The 15,023-nt window shown below is 47.3% G+C and carries 12 protein-coding genes; 9 read left to right on the top strand and 3 right to left on the bottom strand.

What is annotated here, in order from left to right; translation table 11 throughout:
* The first annotated feature begins 406 nt into the window (after window positions 1–406).
* The 7 genes from ACYVGR_RS23745 (at window position 407) to ACYVGR_RS23715 (ending at window position 10,723) form a co-directional block, all read left to right on the top strand.
* Window positions 407–3,721, top strand: a complete 3,315-nt coding sequence (locus ACYVGR_RS23745) for an efflux RND transporter permease subunit (protein ID WP_460961411.1) — start codon at window positions 407–409, stop codon at window positions 3,719–3,721.
* Window positions 3,702–4,823, top strand: a complete 1,122-nt coding sequence (locus ACYVGR_RS23740; protein WP_460961409.1) for an efflux RND transporter periplasmic adaptor subunit — start codon at window positions 3,702–3,704, stop codon at window positions 4,821–4,823. Before ACYVGR_RS23745 ends, ACYVGR_RS23740 begins: the two co-directional genes overlap by 20 nt.
* Window positions 4,824–5,472: 649 nt before the next feature.
* Window positions 5,473–6,405 (top strand): helix-turn-helix domain-containing protein, encoded by a 933-nt coding sequence (locus ACYVGR_RS23735; protein ID WP_460961407.1) that lies wholly within the window; start codon window positions 5,473–5,475, stop codon window positions 6,403–6,405.
* 127 nt (window positions 6,406–6,532) lie between these two features.
* Window positions 6,533–7,264, top strand: coding sequence for an SDR family oxidoreductase (locus ACYVGR_RS23730; RefSeq protein ID WP_460961405.1), 732 nt, complete (start codon window positions 6,533–6,535; stop codon window positions 7,262–7,264).
* A gap of 1,035 nt (window positions 7,265–8,299) precedes the next feature.
* Window positions 8,300–9,121 carry an alpha/beta fold hydrolase gene (locus tag ACYVGR_RS23725; RefSeq protein WP_460961403.1) on the top strand — a complete coding sequence of 274 codons (822 nt, stop codon included), beginning with the start codon at window positions 8,300–8,302 and terminating at the stop codon, window positions 9,119–9,121.
* 117 nt (window positions 9,122–9,238) lie between these two features.
* Window positions 9,239–10,180, top strand: a complete 942-nt coding sequence (locus ACYVGR_RS23720) for a ring-cleaving dioxygenase (RefSeq protein WP_460961401.1) — start codon at window positions 9,239–9,241, stop codon at window positions 10,178–10,180.
* Between the two features lie 30 nt (window positions 10,181–10,210).
* Window positions 10,211–10,723 (top strand): MaoC family dehydratase, encoded by a 513-nt coding sequence (locus ACYVGR_RS23715; protein ID WP_460961399.1) that lies wholly within the window; start codon window positions 10,211–10,213, stop codon window positions 10,721–10,723.
* A 146-nt stretch (window positions 10,724–10,869) separates the two neighbouring features.
* Here ACYVGR_RS23715 and ACYVGR_RS23710 read toward each other — a convergent pair whose 3' ends face one another.
* From ACYVGR_RS23710 to ACYVGR_RS23700, 3 genes are all read right to left on the bottom strand, one after another.
* The gene (locus tag ACYVGR_RS23710; protein WP_460961396.1) at window positions 10,870–11,484 is read right to left on the bottom strand and encodes an NADPH-dependent FMN reductase; all 615 of its coding nucleotides are present in this window, start codon (window positions 11,482–11,484) and stop codon (window positions 10,870–10,872) included.
* Window positions 11,485–11,588: 104 nt separating this feature from the next.
* Window positions 11,589–12,506, bottom strand: a complete 918-nt coding sequence (locus tag ACYVGR_RS23705; RefSeq protein ID WP_460961394.1) for a helix-turn-helix transcriptional regulator — start codon at window positions 12,504–12,506, stop codon at window positions 11,589–11,591.
* A gap of 146 nt (window positions 12,507–12,652) precedes the next feature.
* Window positions 12,653–13,018: a cupin domain-containing protein gene (locus tag ACYVGR_RS23700; RefSeq protein WP_460961482.1), complete on the bottom strand. Its 366-nt coding sequence runs from the start codon at window positions 13,016–13,018 to the stop codon at window positions 12,653–12,655.
* Window positions 13,019–13,443: 425 nt separating this feature from the next.
* Between ACYVGR_RS23700 and ACYVGR_RS23695 the strand changes: the two genes are divergently transcribed.
* Window positions 13,444–13,788 carry a PadR family transcriptional regulator gene (locus ACYVGR_RS23695; protein ID WP_460961392.1) on the top strand — a complete coding sequence of 115 codons (345 nt, stop codon included), beginning with the start codon at window positions 13,444–13,446 and terminating at the stop codon, window positions 13,786–13,788.
* Window positions 13,761–14,882 (top strand): permease prefix domain 1-containing protein, encoded by a 1,122-nt coding sequence (locus tag ACYVGR_RS23690; RefSeq protein ID WP_460961390.1) that lies wholly within the window; start codon window positions 13,761–13,763, stop codon window positions 14,880–14,882. The genes ACYVGR_RS23695 and ACYVGR_RS23690 overlap by 28 nt, the downstream gene beginning before the upstream one ends.
* Window positions 14,883–15,023 lie beyond the last annotated feature (141 nt).

The following is a 15,023-nucleotide window of genomic DNA, read 5'->3' as shown; positions in this document are numbered from 1 at the left end:
ATATGTGGGCAATAAATAGTCGCTTGGATTGGGTAGTTTTCTCGGATAAACTGCTTGCAAACTAGCTAACTGTCTAGAATGAACTAGTTCTCATTTATGCCTGATTTATACGGCATTTTCTCGGTTGGCTACAGTTTTTTAGGTAAGTGTTTTTACTCAAAAGTTGTGCATTAATCCTTCATTCTGATCAGTTGATAATCTTATAAATACCTCTGAAAGAGCACAATGGCTTGTGTGCAATTGCCAGACAAATTCGTTAACTTTCAGAGTGATATATCTCTGGATGTGATGTATTATGGAAAAAGTTGGGTTTTATTGGATTGGCCTTTTAAATGGACTAAAAACTGAAACGAAAACCCTTGATTCGATCAGTTGAGTTGTGAGTTTAAGTTGATTTTAATTTACTATGAATTTAATCCGCTCTGCGTTACGGAAGCCAATCACAATTCTGGTTATCGTAGCCAGTTTATTCTACTTCGGCATCGGCGCTGTTCGTACAATCAAGATTGACATCTTCCCGAATTTAAATCTGCCGGTTATTTACATTTCCCAACCGTTTGGTGGGTATACCCCCAACCAGATGGAGTCGTTTTTTGGGAAACAGTACGTGAACCTGCTGCTGTATGTATCGGGGGTGAAAAGTATTGAGACCAAGAATATTCAGGGGATTACGCTCTTGAAATTATCCTTTTACGAAGGCACCAACATGGCGCAGGCCGCTGCCGAGGTATCCGCTTACTCGAACCGTGCCCAGTCCAGTTTTCCGCCCGGATCGCAACCGCCGTTTATTCTCCGCTTCGATGCGTCTACGTTGCCGGTTGGGCAATTGGTATTGAGTAGTCCGAAACGGACGAACAATGAATTGCAGGATTTAGCCAATGTGTACATTCGTTCTGGTTTTACATCGATTCCGGGATTAGTTTCCCCTGCTCCGTTTGGCGGTAACGCCCGTTCCATTGTTATTAAAGCTGATCCAGAGCTACTTCGGTCACATAATTTGACGCCTGACCAATTGGTGGCAGCATTACGCATCAATAACCAGGCGACTCCAGCTGGTAACGTGCGAATTGGCGACTTCAATTACTTTACACCGGCGAATACAACAGTCAAGAACATTGAGGATTTTGGCAATATTCCGCTCTATACCGGAACGGTTCAAAACCTGTATTTGAAGGACGTTGCTACGATTGAAGATGGTGCTGATATTACGCAGGGCTATGTCTTGGTCAATGGCAAGCGATCGGTGTATCTGCCGATTACCAAATCTGCCGATGCCTCTACCTGGGAAGTCGTTCAGAATCTAAAGGCTGCTCTGCCGCGTTTCCAGGCTTTATTGCCGGAAGACGTGAAGCTGACCTACACCTTCGACCAATCGGTATATGTAATCAATGCCGTCGAAAGTTTGATGACCGAAGGGGCTATAGGCGCTATACTGACAGGCCTAATGGTATTGCTTTTCCTGGGTGATGTACGGGGTGCGTTAATTGTAATCATCACCATTCCGACCTGTATCATTTCGGGGGTTCTGTTCCTGTCGTTGTTTGGGCAGACGATCAACATTATGACGTTGAGTGGTCTCTCGCTGGCTATCGGGATTCTGGTCGATGAAAGTACGGTGACCATCGAGAATATTCACCAGCATATGGACATGGGCAAACCCAAGGCGCTGGCCATTTGGGATGCCTGTAAAGAAATCGCCTTCTCGAAACTCCTGATTCTGTTCTGTATTCTGGCTGTATTTGCGCCTGCGTTTACCATGACCGGTATTCCGGGTGCCTTGTTCCTGCCGCTTGCGTTGGCTATTGGTTTCTCGATGATCACGTCTTACCTGATGGCTCAAACACTGGTGCCGGTTTTGGCCAACTGGATGATGAAAGAACACCATCCGGTTAGTAATGGGAAAGCGAGCAAGCATGATACAGCGAATGCGCAGCTGATTAAAGCGAACGGAAAAGCAAGCTCGAATGGTCATAGTAAACACGAATCCGACGATTTACTGGACGAAAAACGAAAACAGGCGCATGAAATAGACCTCGATCACGACGGCAAAATCAGCTTCTTCGAGCGAGTTCGGGCGCGATTTGTTCGGTTTATTGGCCGAATGCTGCCTTATCGGATGCCCATTGTTTTAGGCTATGTTGTTGGCGCATTAGCCATTGCCATTTTACTGATTACGTCTATTGGCCGTGATGTATTACCCAAAGTAGCTGGCGGCCAGTTTCAGGTTCGTATACGCAAGCCTGACGGTACCCGACTCGAAAAGACCGAAGCTACAATGTTGAAAACCATCGATGTATTGAATCAATTGGTGGGTAAAGAAAACGTCGAGATTACATCGGCTATGGTGGGTATGCACGGAGCGCAGTTTTCAACGAGCCCAATCTATCTGTTTATGGCGGGGCCTCAAGAGGGCGTCTTGCAGGTGAGTTTGAAAGAAGACTATAAGGTTGACCTGGATGAGTTGAAGGATAAATTCAGGGCCAGCATGAAAAAGGCGCTGCCTGATGTGAAACTTTCCTTTGAACCGATTGAATTAACAGACAAGATTCTCAGCCAGGGTTCGCCAACGCCAATTGAAGTGAAGCTGTCGGGTAAGAACAAACAACAGAATGAAGAATACGCCAATAAGGTAATCGCTAAGCTGAATAAGATTCCCTATTTGCGCGATGTTCAGATTGGTCAGGCAACGAAAGCACCGGCAATCAATGTAAACATCGACCGGACACGGGCTGCTCAGTTAGGCACGGACATATCAGCCATTTCGCGTTCGTTGATTGCTGCTACATCGTCGTCGCGTTATACCGAAAAGAGTGTGTGGATTGACCCAAAATCCAGTCAGTCGTACACGGTGCAGGTGCAGGTTCCTGAAAACCAGATGACCAGCGTCAACGATTTGGGCGAAATACCCGTTTCGCCAAACTCGAACCGCCCGGTTCTGAGCGACGTAGCCACGCTTCAACAAGGAACGACGTATGGCGAAAATGATAACATTGGTGCTATCCCGGTCTTATCGGTGACCGCTAACCTGAACGATATTGATTTAGGAACCGCGGCTCGAGATGTTCAGAAAGCGATTGATTCATTGGGCGAATTACCTCGTGGACTAACGGTAAAAATGCAAGGTCTAACCCAGGTACTCATCGACACGCTTGATAGTCTGCAAACAGGTCTGATCACGGCCATTGTGGTTATTTTCCTGATGCTGGCGGCTAATTTCCAGTCATTCAAAGTGTCGCTGGTTGTGTTATGTACGGTTCCTGCCGTATTGGTTGGGTCACTGACATTGCTTATGATCATGGGGTCGACGCTCAATCTGCAATCGTACATGGGCATGATTATGTCGGTAGGTGTATCCATCTCCAACGCAGTGTTGATGGTCACCAATGCCGAAGAACTTCGTATGAAGAGCGGGAATGCATTGCAGGCCGCCCGCGAAGCCGCTTCGCTACGGATGCGACCCATTCTGATGACCAGCGTTGCGATGGTGGTTGGGATGATTCCAATGGCATCCGGTTTAGGTGAAGGTGGTTCGCAGGCCGCTCCGCTGGGTCGTGCCGTTATTGGCGGCCTGATTGCTTCAACGTTTGCTGCGTTATTCATTCTGCCACTGGCATTTGCCTGGGTGCAGAACAAAACCACGACCGACTCGGTATCGCTCGATCCAGAAGATAAAGACAGTAAATATTACATTTCTCCCTCGTATGAAACGGCTAATCAATAAACCAGTATACAACCTGCTTGCACTTACGGGCAGTTTGCTACTGGCCAGTATGCTTACGAATTGCCATTCTTCTGAAAGTAAAGCAGAAGCGAAAGAAACCGAAACGACAGAAGCACCTGCGGCTGTTGAGTTGTTTGCGCTAAAAAAAGACAAGATTGCCTCATCGTTACACATCCCCGGTGAATTGGTTGCGTTTCGTGATGTGGATATTTACGCTAAAGTGAGTGGCTTCATTAAAACACTCAATGTGGATGTAGGCTCTGAAGTAAAACAGGGCCAATTATTAGCGTTAGCCGAAGCGCCTGAACTAACCGCCCAACTGAACTCTGCCGACTCAAGGCTCAAAGCGCAGGAAGCGGTTTCTATTGGTAGTAAAGCCAATTACGAACGGGTATTGGAAGCCAGCAAGTTTTCAGGCGCTGTTTCGAAAAACGATGTTGACCTCGCGTTAGCAAAGCGCAACGCCGACCTCGCCCAACTGGAAGCCGCTAAATCGGCTTACCGTGAAGTCGCTGATTTAAAGAAATACCTGGAAATCAGAGCACCTTTTAACGGGATTATCAGTGCTCGTAATGCCAGCACGGGCGCTTATATAGGGCCTGCTGGTAAAGGCTCCGAATTTCCGCTCTTTGTGCTTACCGAACAGAAACGATTGCGTTTGGTCATCTCTGTTCCTGAAGCGTACACAGGCTATGTAGAACAGAATGATGCGGTAAGTTTTTCGGTCAAGACATTCCCCGACAAGAAGTTTACCGGGCAAATAAAACGTCTATCGGGTGCATTAGACAAACGTTTACGGTCGGAGCGGGTTGAAGTAGATGTCATTAACAATGACAAGAAACTTTTGCCGGGTATGGTTGCCGAAGTAAACCTGCCCTTACCGACGAAAACCAGCACATTTGTGGTTCCTAAATCGGCCGTTGTTAATGCTACGACGGGTGTTTTCGTGATTCGGGTTAAGGATCACAAGGCAGAGTGGGTGCCTATCAAAAAAGGGCTTGAAGCTGATGGGAAAATCGAAATCTTCGGTCAGTTAGCCGAAGGAGATCAATTGATCACCACGGCCACGGAAGAAATTCGAGATGGCTCGCCAGTGAAGTAAATAAAATGGGGATCGGTTACCGATCCCCATTTTATTTACTAGGTTGGTTGTAATTCGCCGACAATGCTTGAAAAGCTGTGATTATATCGGCTATTCGCGGATTATCTATTCGCATAATGATGGGCATGGCCAACCCAATAGGGTAAATCTTGCATTCGTGCCTAAAAAGACAAAAATGTAAATTTATAGGCCTAATAAAAATCTGCTTCGGCGGCCCGGTCACAAACTCGCCTACAATGTGAGATTTCTGGTTTGATTAGTGAGACAACATTTTGAGACTTCATCTATCATAGATTGTTCTTACATAGACAGTTACTACCCCCATCTCAAGAAAAGGGCATTTGGTGAAACAGTGTTTAGCCTGAACATACTCCCTTAGCCTTAATTACTTAATTCACTTGTCATATGATTATTTTCAATATTAGCTATTGCCCGCCAATTTTATCTTTTTAAAAGAATCTTCCATAGGAGACAATGATCTCTTCATGATACCTGATCGTTTTATTAAGGATCTCTTTTGACGATAGACAAAGAAAACCAACTCATCACCCCTTAGGTAACGGGCTTCCTTCAACTAAAAGTGATGCATGGTTAACTATTTTCTCCTCATAACGTGTTCCTTACCCATCAGACCTGTAAAGGTCATCGAATGAACGCATCAGATAGCCCCATGCAAATAGACACAACCACACTTTCGGAACTCAGGAACATTAAGCGAACGCTTTATGCAACAGATAAAGGGGATGCCGTAAACTTCGATATACTAAATTTGAGTACGGTGGATAACAATACCCCCTTATCATTTGAGTATAGTCGAAAGACGTATTACACGGTTACCCTTTTACAAGGTAAGTATACGCTTGAATTTGAAGAGACACAGATCGATGTATCAGGTACTTCATTATTATTTACCAGCACGAAAATACCCTTTGGCATTCACGCAGCAGAAGGGGTATATGTAGGCATAAGCTGCCTGTTTAAAGAGAGTTTTATCACAAAAAGTAATAGTGGGTACCGGTTGCTTGAATTTCCTATTTATAAACCAGGGAGGCAGACTATTTATTCATTGACGGATGAACAAACAAAAAAAATCGTTGGTATCTATGCCAAACTAGTCGAAGAACAACAAACTAACGGCGATTTTAAGGAAAACCTGCAACGTACCTATTTGCTCGAACTGATTTTCAACGCACAAAAGCTTGATCCGGTCAGTTCCTACGTAAAAAAGAATAACACGAGTGAGGTCATAGCCTGTGCCTTTATACGCTTACTGGAAGCCCAGTTTCCTGTAGAATCGGCTCAGAATCCCCTCCGATTAAAAACGGTAAAGGATTTTGCGGATGACTTGTCCTTACATCCCAATTATCTAAACCGACAGGTAAAGCTATCGAAAGGCCGAACGGTAAGCGAAATCATAGCGGCACGGATCGTTCAGGAATCGAAAATTCTATTGAAGATAACCAACTGGAATATTGTGGAGATTGCCAGCTCCCTGGGTTTCGAGCAGGCATCGCACTTCAATTTGTTTTTCAAGAAACACGTACGGGTTTCACCCACAGCGTACAGAAAAACAACAAAATAGTTATCTCCAGTATAATTCACAGTCACTTACGCCCAAGTTTGATTTTAGTAATGATTGGTTTTATTTAGACTAACACGGCCTCGGTGATCGGCTTCATCTTTGCATTGTACTTATAACACATTGCAAAATGACGAAAATAGCACTAGTAACAGGAGCCAATAAAGGCATTGGTTTTGAGACAGCTAAACAACTAGCACAACAGGGTATTAAGGTCCTGATAGGAGCCAGAAATGAAACGGAGGGCAAAAAGGCAGAGGAAACGTTACGTGCTCTGTCATTGGATGTAACATTCGTCAAATTAGACATCAGTAAGTCTACCGATATAGAAAATACCAGAATATTCATTGAGCATAAATTCGGCAAACTCGATATCCTGGTCAACAATGCCGCCGTATTCCTGGATAGCGCCTGGTTCGGCAACAACACCGAAACCGTTCCACTGAAAACGCTCCGCGACACATTTGATATCAACTATTTTGGAACCGTGGAGCTGACCCAATCCTTACTGCCAGCAATCAAAAAAAGTGAAGCCGGACGGATCGTCAATATCAGCAGCATCTCGGGCTCCTTTGGTGTTCATATCGACGAAACGCATTGGCTGTTCGCCTTAAAACCTTACGCGTATAGCGCTTCCAAAACGGCCCTGAACCAATTTACTGTGTTTTTAGCCAATGCCCTTCGCAACACCAACATCAAGGTAAACGCAGTCAATCCGGGTTGGGTAAAGACATCGATCGGATCAGATCAGGCGCCACTTACGCCAGAAGATGGGGCGAAAAGTGGAGTGGCCCTAGCCTTACTGGACGAAAACGGACCGACGGGTACATTTTCTCAGATGGGTGAGACGTTGCCCTGGTAGGCGGTTGCTGACTAAGGCCCACTACTTTAGGCGATCCGTAAGTAATCAGCCGTTAGGTCGCTTTGCTACCAATTTGTCCAAACCGCCATTATCGATCGGCTGGGTACGAATCATTTTACTTCACTAAAAAAGGCAACTTGTCCACTCTTCCCTTCGAGTTAATCAACCCTTCTTCGCCCACTGGAAGGTTAATCGGGTCGAAGATGCACTCACTAGGGTAGTAGCCTATGTAATCGTACAGACATTCTCATTCCCGCATAGGCTCGAAATACTGCTCACACAACGCGCTGTCTTTTTCGGAAAATGATCCGTTTTTCGAAATGAGTTTTAGGAGTTGTTGGTGCATTGTCGATCGTTTTTGTACTATTTTCCTAAATAGATGTCAGGTGGAATGAATCAACCATGTCTGCTGAAAGCTACTTATTTCCAGAATGGTTCTGTACGAAGGTCTTTAGGAGCATATCAACCAATAGTTGTCAGCCGTGTTATCTATCAGCAGTTTTCCCCTGGGTTGGTTGAAATAAATCGATTCGCCCACCTGAACCGATTGAATCCAGTGAGCCCCTTTCCCATTTGAAAACATACAGATTGCAAAATCGGCAATTTGGTAAACCGGTTCATAATTTCAGAAGGAATATTTGCGGTGTTCACAAAGCCGGTCATCATACGGATTGCCTACATAAACATCGGTTGTGAACCCCGGTACGTCAATGAAGAACACCCGTAACCCCGATAGATACTCAAACCTATTTTCGTCTCCTTTAGGAGCGTTTTTTGCGGCACGGCTTCCATTGATCCGTCTTGAAATCAGCCAATTGATTGCCCGACAAGCCCTTCTCGCCTTTGCTGACTCAGCCTTCAGGAAACGTCAGTAGCCAAATCAGTTTAAACTTATTGCCTAGAAACGTCAATTTTTACCGAATTCCCCCCGATTCGTACCGCTATTGGTAAGCTACTTCCCGCCAACTTTGTCTCGGTAAATCGAAGAGTTTCTTCTCTCTCCGATAGTGTTCAACTCTTATAAACCTAAAGACTATGCCTACGCTAACAGTTAAAGACGGTACCGAGATTTATTATAAAGATTGGGGAACCGGACAGCCCATTGTCTTTCATCATGGCTGGCCCTTATCCAGTGATGACTGGGACGCCCAGATGATGTTTTTCCTGCAACATGGATACCGTGTAGTTGCAGCCGATCGCCGGGGGCATGGCCGGTCAACGCAAGCCACAAACGGTCACGATATTGATACGTATGCCGCTGATATTGCCGAACTAGTTGACTTTCTGGATCTGAAAGAGGCTATCCACATTGGTCATTCTACGGGTGGCGGGGTAGTTGCCCGCTACGTAGCCAAATACGGACAGGTTACGAAAGCAGTCCTTATCAGTGCTGTAACCCCCTTGATGGTAAAAACCGATGCTAATCCAGACGGGGTACCCATGTCGATATTCGACGAGATACGGGAAGGTACGGCTACCCGGCGGCCGCAGTATTTCAACGAGTTTACCCTGCCTTTCTATGGCTACAACCGACCCGGTGCAACTCCCCTCCAGGGCGTGCGGGATAACTGGTGGCGTCAGGGAATGATGGGTGGTATCAACGCGCATTATTACGGTATCAAAGCGTTTTCCGAAACCGATTTTACGGAAGACCTGAAAAGCATCGACGTACCGGTACTGGTCCTGCACGGCGAAGATGATCAGATTGTACCCATCGATATTACGGCGCGCAAAGCAATCAAGCTCCTGAAGAATGGCCGTCTGATTACGTATCCTGGCTTTCCGCATGGTATGCCAACTACCGAAGCGGCCACCATCAACGCCGACTTGCTGGCTTTTATCCAAGCAGCATCGTAACGCGGTCCGGCGAAGTAGGCAAGTTATTTTTCGACAGGATTTACGGGATGGACAGGATTTTCAGAATAATTAATCCTGTCCATCCCGTAAATCCTGTCGAAAAGAAAGGATATCACTATGAATAACACAATTTTAGGGCTGCATCACATTACGGCCATTGCCAACAACGCTCAGCGCAACTACGATTTTTATACGCATGTGCTGGGCCTGCGCCTGGTAAAAAAAACGGTCAATTTCGATGACCCGAATACCTATCATTTTTACTATGGCAACGAAACCGGTACACCCGGCACGATTCTGACCTTCTTTCCCTGGGAAGGCATCGGCCCTGGTCGAAACGGCGTTGGCATGGCCACCGAAATTGGATACGCTGTGCCGAAGGGTAGCCTGGACAACTGGGCCGGTCGCTTCCGGGAGGCTGGTGTGTCGATGGGTGAACAAGCCGAGCGCTTTGGCGAAACCTATCTGCCGTTTACCGATCCCGACGGGTTGGCTATTGCGCTTATTGTTCCGAAGCAACCGGACGACCGTGCAGCCTGGGAAACGGAAGATATTAAGCAGGATATGGCCACGCAGGGTTTCCACAGTGTTACGCTGACGCTGCAACGCATTGACGCCACCGCCCGCGTACTGACCGATATTTTTGGCTATCAGCAACTGGGGCAGGAAGGCAATCGCTACCGGTTTCAAACGGATACCGTACCCAATGCGTCGATTGTGGATTTGCTGGAAGAGCCAAATGGCAAGCTGGGCCGGAATGCCGCCGGAACGAACCACCACGTAGCGTTTCGGGTGGCCAATGATGCCATCCAGATGGAATTTCGGGAAAAGATTCTGGAGAGTGGCTTACAGATTACCCCCAAAATCAACCGCGATTATTTCTTCTCGCTCTACTTCCGTGAACCTGGTGGTGTGCTGTTCGAAATTGCCACCGACAATCCCGGCTTTACGGTCGATGAGCCACTTCCTGAATTAGGAAGCGGGCTAAAACTACCGAAGCAGTACGAAGCCTCACGAGCAAAGATCGAGCAAAGCTTACCCCCCTTGAAAGCGAACTAATTCAATGAGTTAACCAAATCATGCTGACCTATGGATTCTGTAATCACTCAGCCATCTGCTGCGGACAGCAGCTCATTTGCCCCTAACTCGTTTCTGGTTGTTCCTCCCAAAACGTTCGCCGATCTGCGTGTCGGCGATGTGTTTCGGGCACCCAGCCGCACCCTGACCGATGCCCATGCGTCGGCGTTCCAAACCGTCTCGTGCGATAACCATCCCGTTCATTACGATGCAGAATGGGCGCGTAAACATGGCCATTCGGCCCCAGTGGTTCATGGCCTTCAGGTGTTGGCCTTTACGGCACCAGGCGCTACGTTGTTTCCGCATTTTATTGGCGAGGTGTTCATCAATTTCAGCGAACTGTCCTGTACATTTCTGAAAGAAGTCCATTCGGGCGATACGCTGTATTCAGCCCTCACAATTACTGATCTTATTCCTCAAGGCGATACGGGGCAGGTCGTAACGGCGGTTTCGGTGCACAATCAGCGGGGTGAGCTGGTTCTTTCCGGCCAGCATAAATATTTGCTTCGCCTGGGTCAGCCGTGAAAGCCTAAAACGCCTTATATTGGGTAGTTCTCAGGAAAAATCGTTTGCCTCAAGCAGTGCTTGCAACCGTCGTACGAAAAGGAGGGTTTTTATAAGATTAAGTCAACGATTTTAACTTGAATTGTTGGCTGGTAGCCAACAATTACTCAATTTATCAAACCAGCCTTTGCCGCCCGTACACTACGCAGTCCTTTCGCCCAGGCCAGTAGTTGCGTAAGCATCAGATCAACCGAGGCCTTAAGGGTTGCACCGGCAATGAATACCCCTGTGCCAAAGGTCGCGTGAGTTGATATGGAAACCTGTGCTCGAACGCTGGCTATCTGGAGTTCAGGCAAGATGACCCGTAAGGCTTCAGCGGCTCGTGATCCGGCCACCCAACCGCCGTAGCAGACAATACCAGCGGCTTTATCATTCCACTCCTTATAGACATAGTCCAGCGCGTTTTTCAGAGCACCCGGTATGGAATGGTTGTACTCCGGGGTAATGAAGACATAACCGTCAAAGCTATCAATCAGCTCACTCCATTTTTGAGTGTGCATGTGCTGGTACTGCTGAAAATTCGGATTGTTTGGCTCATCCAGATTGCCCAGATTATGCTCGGCCAGGTCAATGAGTTCGTAGGTGGCTCCCCCGTGATGCTGGGCCGTATCGAGTACCCAGGAAGCAATCTGGTCCCCTCGGCGGCCAGGGCGGGTGCTGCCTAGGATAATACCAATACGCAGGTTAGTAGGGACGGTCATAATCGAGTTGTTGGTATTCATATGTGATAGGAGTCTTTAGACGTTGACTTCTTTTCACAAAGGTCCGGTGATCCTTTCGAACAAAATAGCTGATTCAGTCGCAATATTGTTCGTATCTGGCGGATTCAATGAATATCCTTTTGACGCTTGGCGGCTTGATAATGCTTTGGGGTCAAGCCGAATTGGCGTTTGAACAAGTGGGCGAAATGACCCAAATTGGTAAAACCCAACTGGTGGCCTACTTCTGATACGGACCACTGCTCTAGCAATCGCCTGGCTTCCTGTAAGCGAGCTACTTGAAAATAAGCATAAGGACTGGTGCCAAAGACCTGATAGAACAACTGCTTGAGCTTCGTTTGACCCATACCCGCCAACTTGGCCAGTTGAGCCAGGGTGGGTGGGCTGTCGAGCGCGCTGAGTAGCGTCGCTCTTACCTGGAAAATAGTTGCTACATCGGTTGAATGCAATGGCTGTACGTTACGAATAGAACGCTGACCCAGCTCTCGAAGTAGCCAGTAGAGCAGCTCTTGCAGTTTGATGCGATAAAACAACAAATCTAAGTCATCAACAGGGCGGAGCGTCGTTATATCCTGCAAGGTCGATTGGATTTCGGGGGTGAGTAAGGCTTCTACCAGGCACGGTTGCTGGTGGGTGAGCAAGCCAATCGGTGCCGCTTGATGGCTACCTAGCCAATGGGCCAACAGTGTTTTTTCCACCACAACGCCAACGAAGAAAATAGGTGTATGTGCCGGTAGGACAGTTCTAAAAGTAAGGGTTGTCGAAGCGAGTTGTGCGGTGGACAAGTGAGCCGCCGAGAGCTTAGGATCAAAAGATTGAAACGAAATCAGCAATCGTTCAGCCTGATTGTCTTCGGCAAAGCGTTCTATTATGGTTTCTTCCCGTAGTGAATAGCGGTGGATGATGAGTAGAAGCCCTGGTTCGATAGGTACCAGCTTAATAAAGCCGTTGCCCATACTCATTGGTAAGTGCAGAAAGCCATCAATCAGTTGTCCGCCTGCCGCCAAAGCCTTATCAAAAAGCATACGCAGGCCGTTTGCAACTGGGCTCGAAGCGGTGTCCATTAAGACTTAAATTACATTTATCGTTCGAATCGTAAGTGAATCGTTGCTTAAAAACACCCCTATAAAGAAGCAGATACTTGAAATTTCCTTCCTCTCATTTGAGCGCGTTAGTTAGCTGCTACGAAATCATACTTCTGCTGAAGCTGGGCCATGCGCACCTGATCAATCGGTTCCCCAACCGGGAACTCGCGTCCTAACTCCTCAAAGTAATCTTGGAAACGCCCTGGTGTATCAATCTCCACCATACGGACTCGCTCTTGACCTGGATTGGAAAAACCATGAACCGTTCCAGTGGGTATATACACGCAGGTACCGGCTATCGCTTCAATGATCTGCCCATCGATGACAAGCGTTACTGTCCCTTGGAGAACATAAAAGGTGTGAGTAGTCACTTGATGAGCATGAGGGGGCGGACCTGGAAAGCCAGCAGGTAAATCATGTTCAACGACACAGTAGAGCCCGCCCGTATCCATTTGGTCGACCAGAAACGTGGTTTTACAATCGCCTATCTGGATGCTTCTTCCCCCTTGAATGGAGGTAATAGTGGCAAAATTTGATTGAGGCATACTAAAGTTCGACTTTAATGGCTATTAAAGTTAATGATAATATCGGCGGCCACCAATAAAGAAGTAGGACGTGCTTTGTCCAGACAACAACCTTTAGTCTGGATGGCAAGGCACTTGATCGTAATTGACACTCCTAAAAACGTGAAGGTTACTAAAATGCAACTTCGTCTCAGGTAGGAGCATTTCATGATACAATACGAAATAAAAACGGAGTGACAAATCAAGAGCGGAACGACGGATCTCACACAACTAACCAAATTTATTGAGAAAAATTTGTAAGCATAGAAGTTCTATGTATATTTACAATACCTTGTAATTCTAAGTATAGACACATGCCCGAAATTAATAAAGAGCTTATTGCGGCCACCCTGGTGCCCCTAGTGCTCACCATTCTGGCCGATGGCGAAAGTTATGGCTACGAAATCATCCGCAATATACGCTTACGCTCCCAAGGACAGCTTGACGTGGCCGAGGGTACCCTTTATCCCGTGTTACGAAAACTGGAGCAGCGAGGATTAGTCCAAACCCAATGGCGCACGGCGGACAATGAGCGCCAACGAAAATATTATGCGCTTAAACAGCAGGGACGCGAGGTTCTCGAAGCTGAACGCGCCAACTGGAATATGATCAATCAACTCCTTCAATCGCTATGGAACCTAAATCCCACTTTGACCTAACCCAGGCCACTCAAAGTTGGCTAAGCCAACTCGAACAACGGGGCACCTTTACCAAAGACGACCTTCGGGAATTGCAAAGCCATTTAGTGGATGGCATGGACGCCTTACAAGCCACGGGCCTAAGTCAGCAAGAGGCTTTTCTAGTGGCGACCCACCGGGTAGGACCTGTGGACGTTTTGGCCGAGGAATTCGGTAAATTAGGTCGGCCCGCGCAGCCTCAACGGGAATCAGTACTGCTGCTGCTGGGTATAATCAGTTTTATGCTAGTCAAAAATACCGTTGAGATGGTTATTGATTTTGGGGCCGTGGCATTAGCTCGCTATTTGGGTGATTCGCTCCTAACATCGCTTCTAGACATGAGCTTATCACTCCTGTTGCTAATTGGTCTCTCGGTCGGCGTGAGTCGGTGGTTCAACGAGAGCGGGCGGGTGCGATCATGGTTGTTTACTCAGCTCGATCAACGCCCCATCCGATTAATCATAGGAATGGCGGTATTACTGGGCGGCTCCGCTTTAGGAGCTTACCTCGGCCACCATCAATTCGAAGCGTTGGTCACTAAAACGAGCACAGAGCGGTGGACCCACAGCGAGTTTGGTCATGTTCATGGGCTTTTTTGGCGTGGCTTCTATTTAGTCTGGTTGCTGATGCTTTTCCAAGTGGCGATTGGCTATCTATCAGCGGGCAGTCAAACCTTACTCACCTGGTTAAGGCAAGCGCCCCTTGGTTGGCTTCTTGTAGCTGGACTTGGCCTATTTAGTTGCTGTTTAGGCATTAGTATTACGGGCATGCGCATCCTGGCCCCGGTCGATGGGACTCCCCACTTCTATGTGAGTGCAGGCCTGAGTGGCCTGATCGGTGCCCTGGTGCTTAGCCGGTCGCTACACTATTCGTTTTTAACTCGATTACTGGTCAGTGTTACACCCTTTTTGATCTGGTATCTTCTTGCCTTAGGAACTACCGTGGCCTTCGAAGAAAAGTCTTCCCGTCTGCTAGAAGACTTGTTTCCAGTAAAATTTATTTTTTCCGGTCTGATGGGCGGATTACTAGGGTTGTTTTTAGGCGGTCAGTCGAATCGGCGTCCGGTTTCCATCTGACTCGGTTAGATAGCATCAAGTGTGGACCTGGGTAGGTTGACCTCGCTATCGCTGCCACGCTACGTTCGGCTGGTGGCCAAATGGCCATATAGAGCCTGATTGCCGTTACCAGAAAACGAAAGCCCGAAGTTGTTCCGATTT

This window comes from Spirosoma litoris (assembly GCF_054776755.1).
Note: the sequence above shows the minus strand (reverse complement) of the source record. Positions and strands in the feature narration are given on the sequence as shown.

What these genes read in the sequence shown, in the direction of transcription:
- ACYVGR_RS23745 (WP_460961411.1), top strand. Translation starts at nt 407, where the DNA reads ATGAATTTAATCCGCTCTGCGTTACGGAAGCCAATCACAATTCTGGTT.
- ACYVGR_RS23740 (WP_460961409.1), top strand. Translation starts at nt 3,702, where the DNA reads ATGAAACGGCTAATCAATAAACCAGTATACAACCTGCTTGCACTTACG.
- ACYVGR_RS23735 (WP_460961407.1), top strand. Translation starts at nt 5,473, where the DNA reads ATGAACGCATCAGATAGCCCCATGCAAATAGACACAACCACACTTTCG.
- ACYVGR_RS23730 (WP_460961405.1), top strand. Translation starts at nt 6,533, where the DNA reads ATGACGAAAATAGCACTAGTAACAGGAGCCAATAAAGGCATTGGTTTT.
- ACYVGR_RS23725 (WP_460961403.1), top strand. Translation starts at nt 8,300, where the DNA reads ATGCCTACGCTAACAGTTAAAGACGGTACCGAGATTTATTATAAAGAT.
- ACYVGR_RS23720 (WP_460961401.1), top strand. Translation starts at nt 9,239, where the DNA reads ATGAATAACACAATTTTAGGGCTGCATCACATTACGGCCATTGCCAAC.
- ACYVGR_RS23715 (WP_460961399.1), top strand. Translation starts at nt 10,211, where the DNA reads ATGGATTCTGTAATCACTCAGCCATCTGCTGCGGACAGCAGCTCATTT.
- ACYVGR_RS23710 (WP_460961396.1), bottom strand. Translation starts at nt 11,484, where the DNA reads ATGAATACCAACAACTCGATTATGACCGTCCCTACTAACCTGCGTATT.
- ACYVGR_RS23705 (WP_460961394.1), bottom strand. Translation starts at nt 12,506, where the DNA reads ATGCTTTTTGATAAGGCTTTGGCGGCAGGCGGACAACTGATTGATGGC.
- ACYVGR_RS23700 (WP_460961482.1), bottom strand. Translation starts at nt 13,018, where the DNA reads ATGGATACGGGCGGGCTCTACTGTGTCGTTGAACATGATTTACCTGCT.
- ACYVGR_RS23695 (WP_460961392.1), top strand. Translation starts at nt 13,444, where the DNA reads ATGCCCGAAATTAATAAAGAGCTTATTGCGGCCACCCTGGTGCCCCTA.
- ACYVGR_RS23690 (WP_460961390.1), top strand. Translation starts at nt 13,761, where the DNA reads ATGGAACCTAAATCCCACTTTGACCTAACCCAGGCCACTCAAAGTTGG.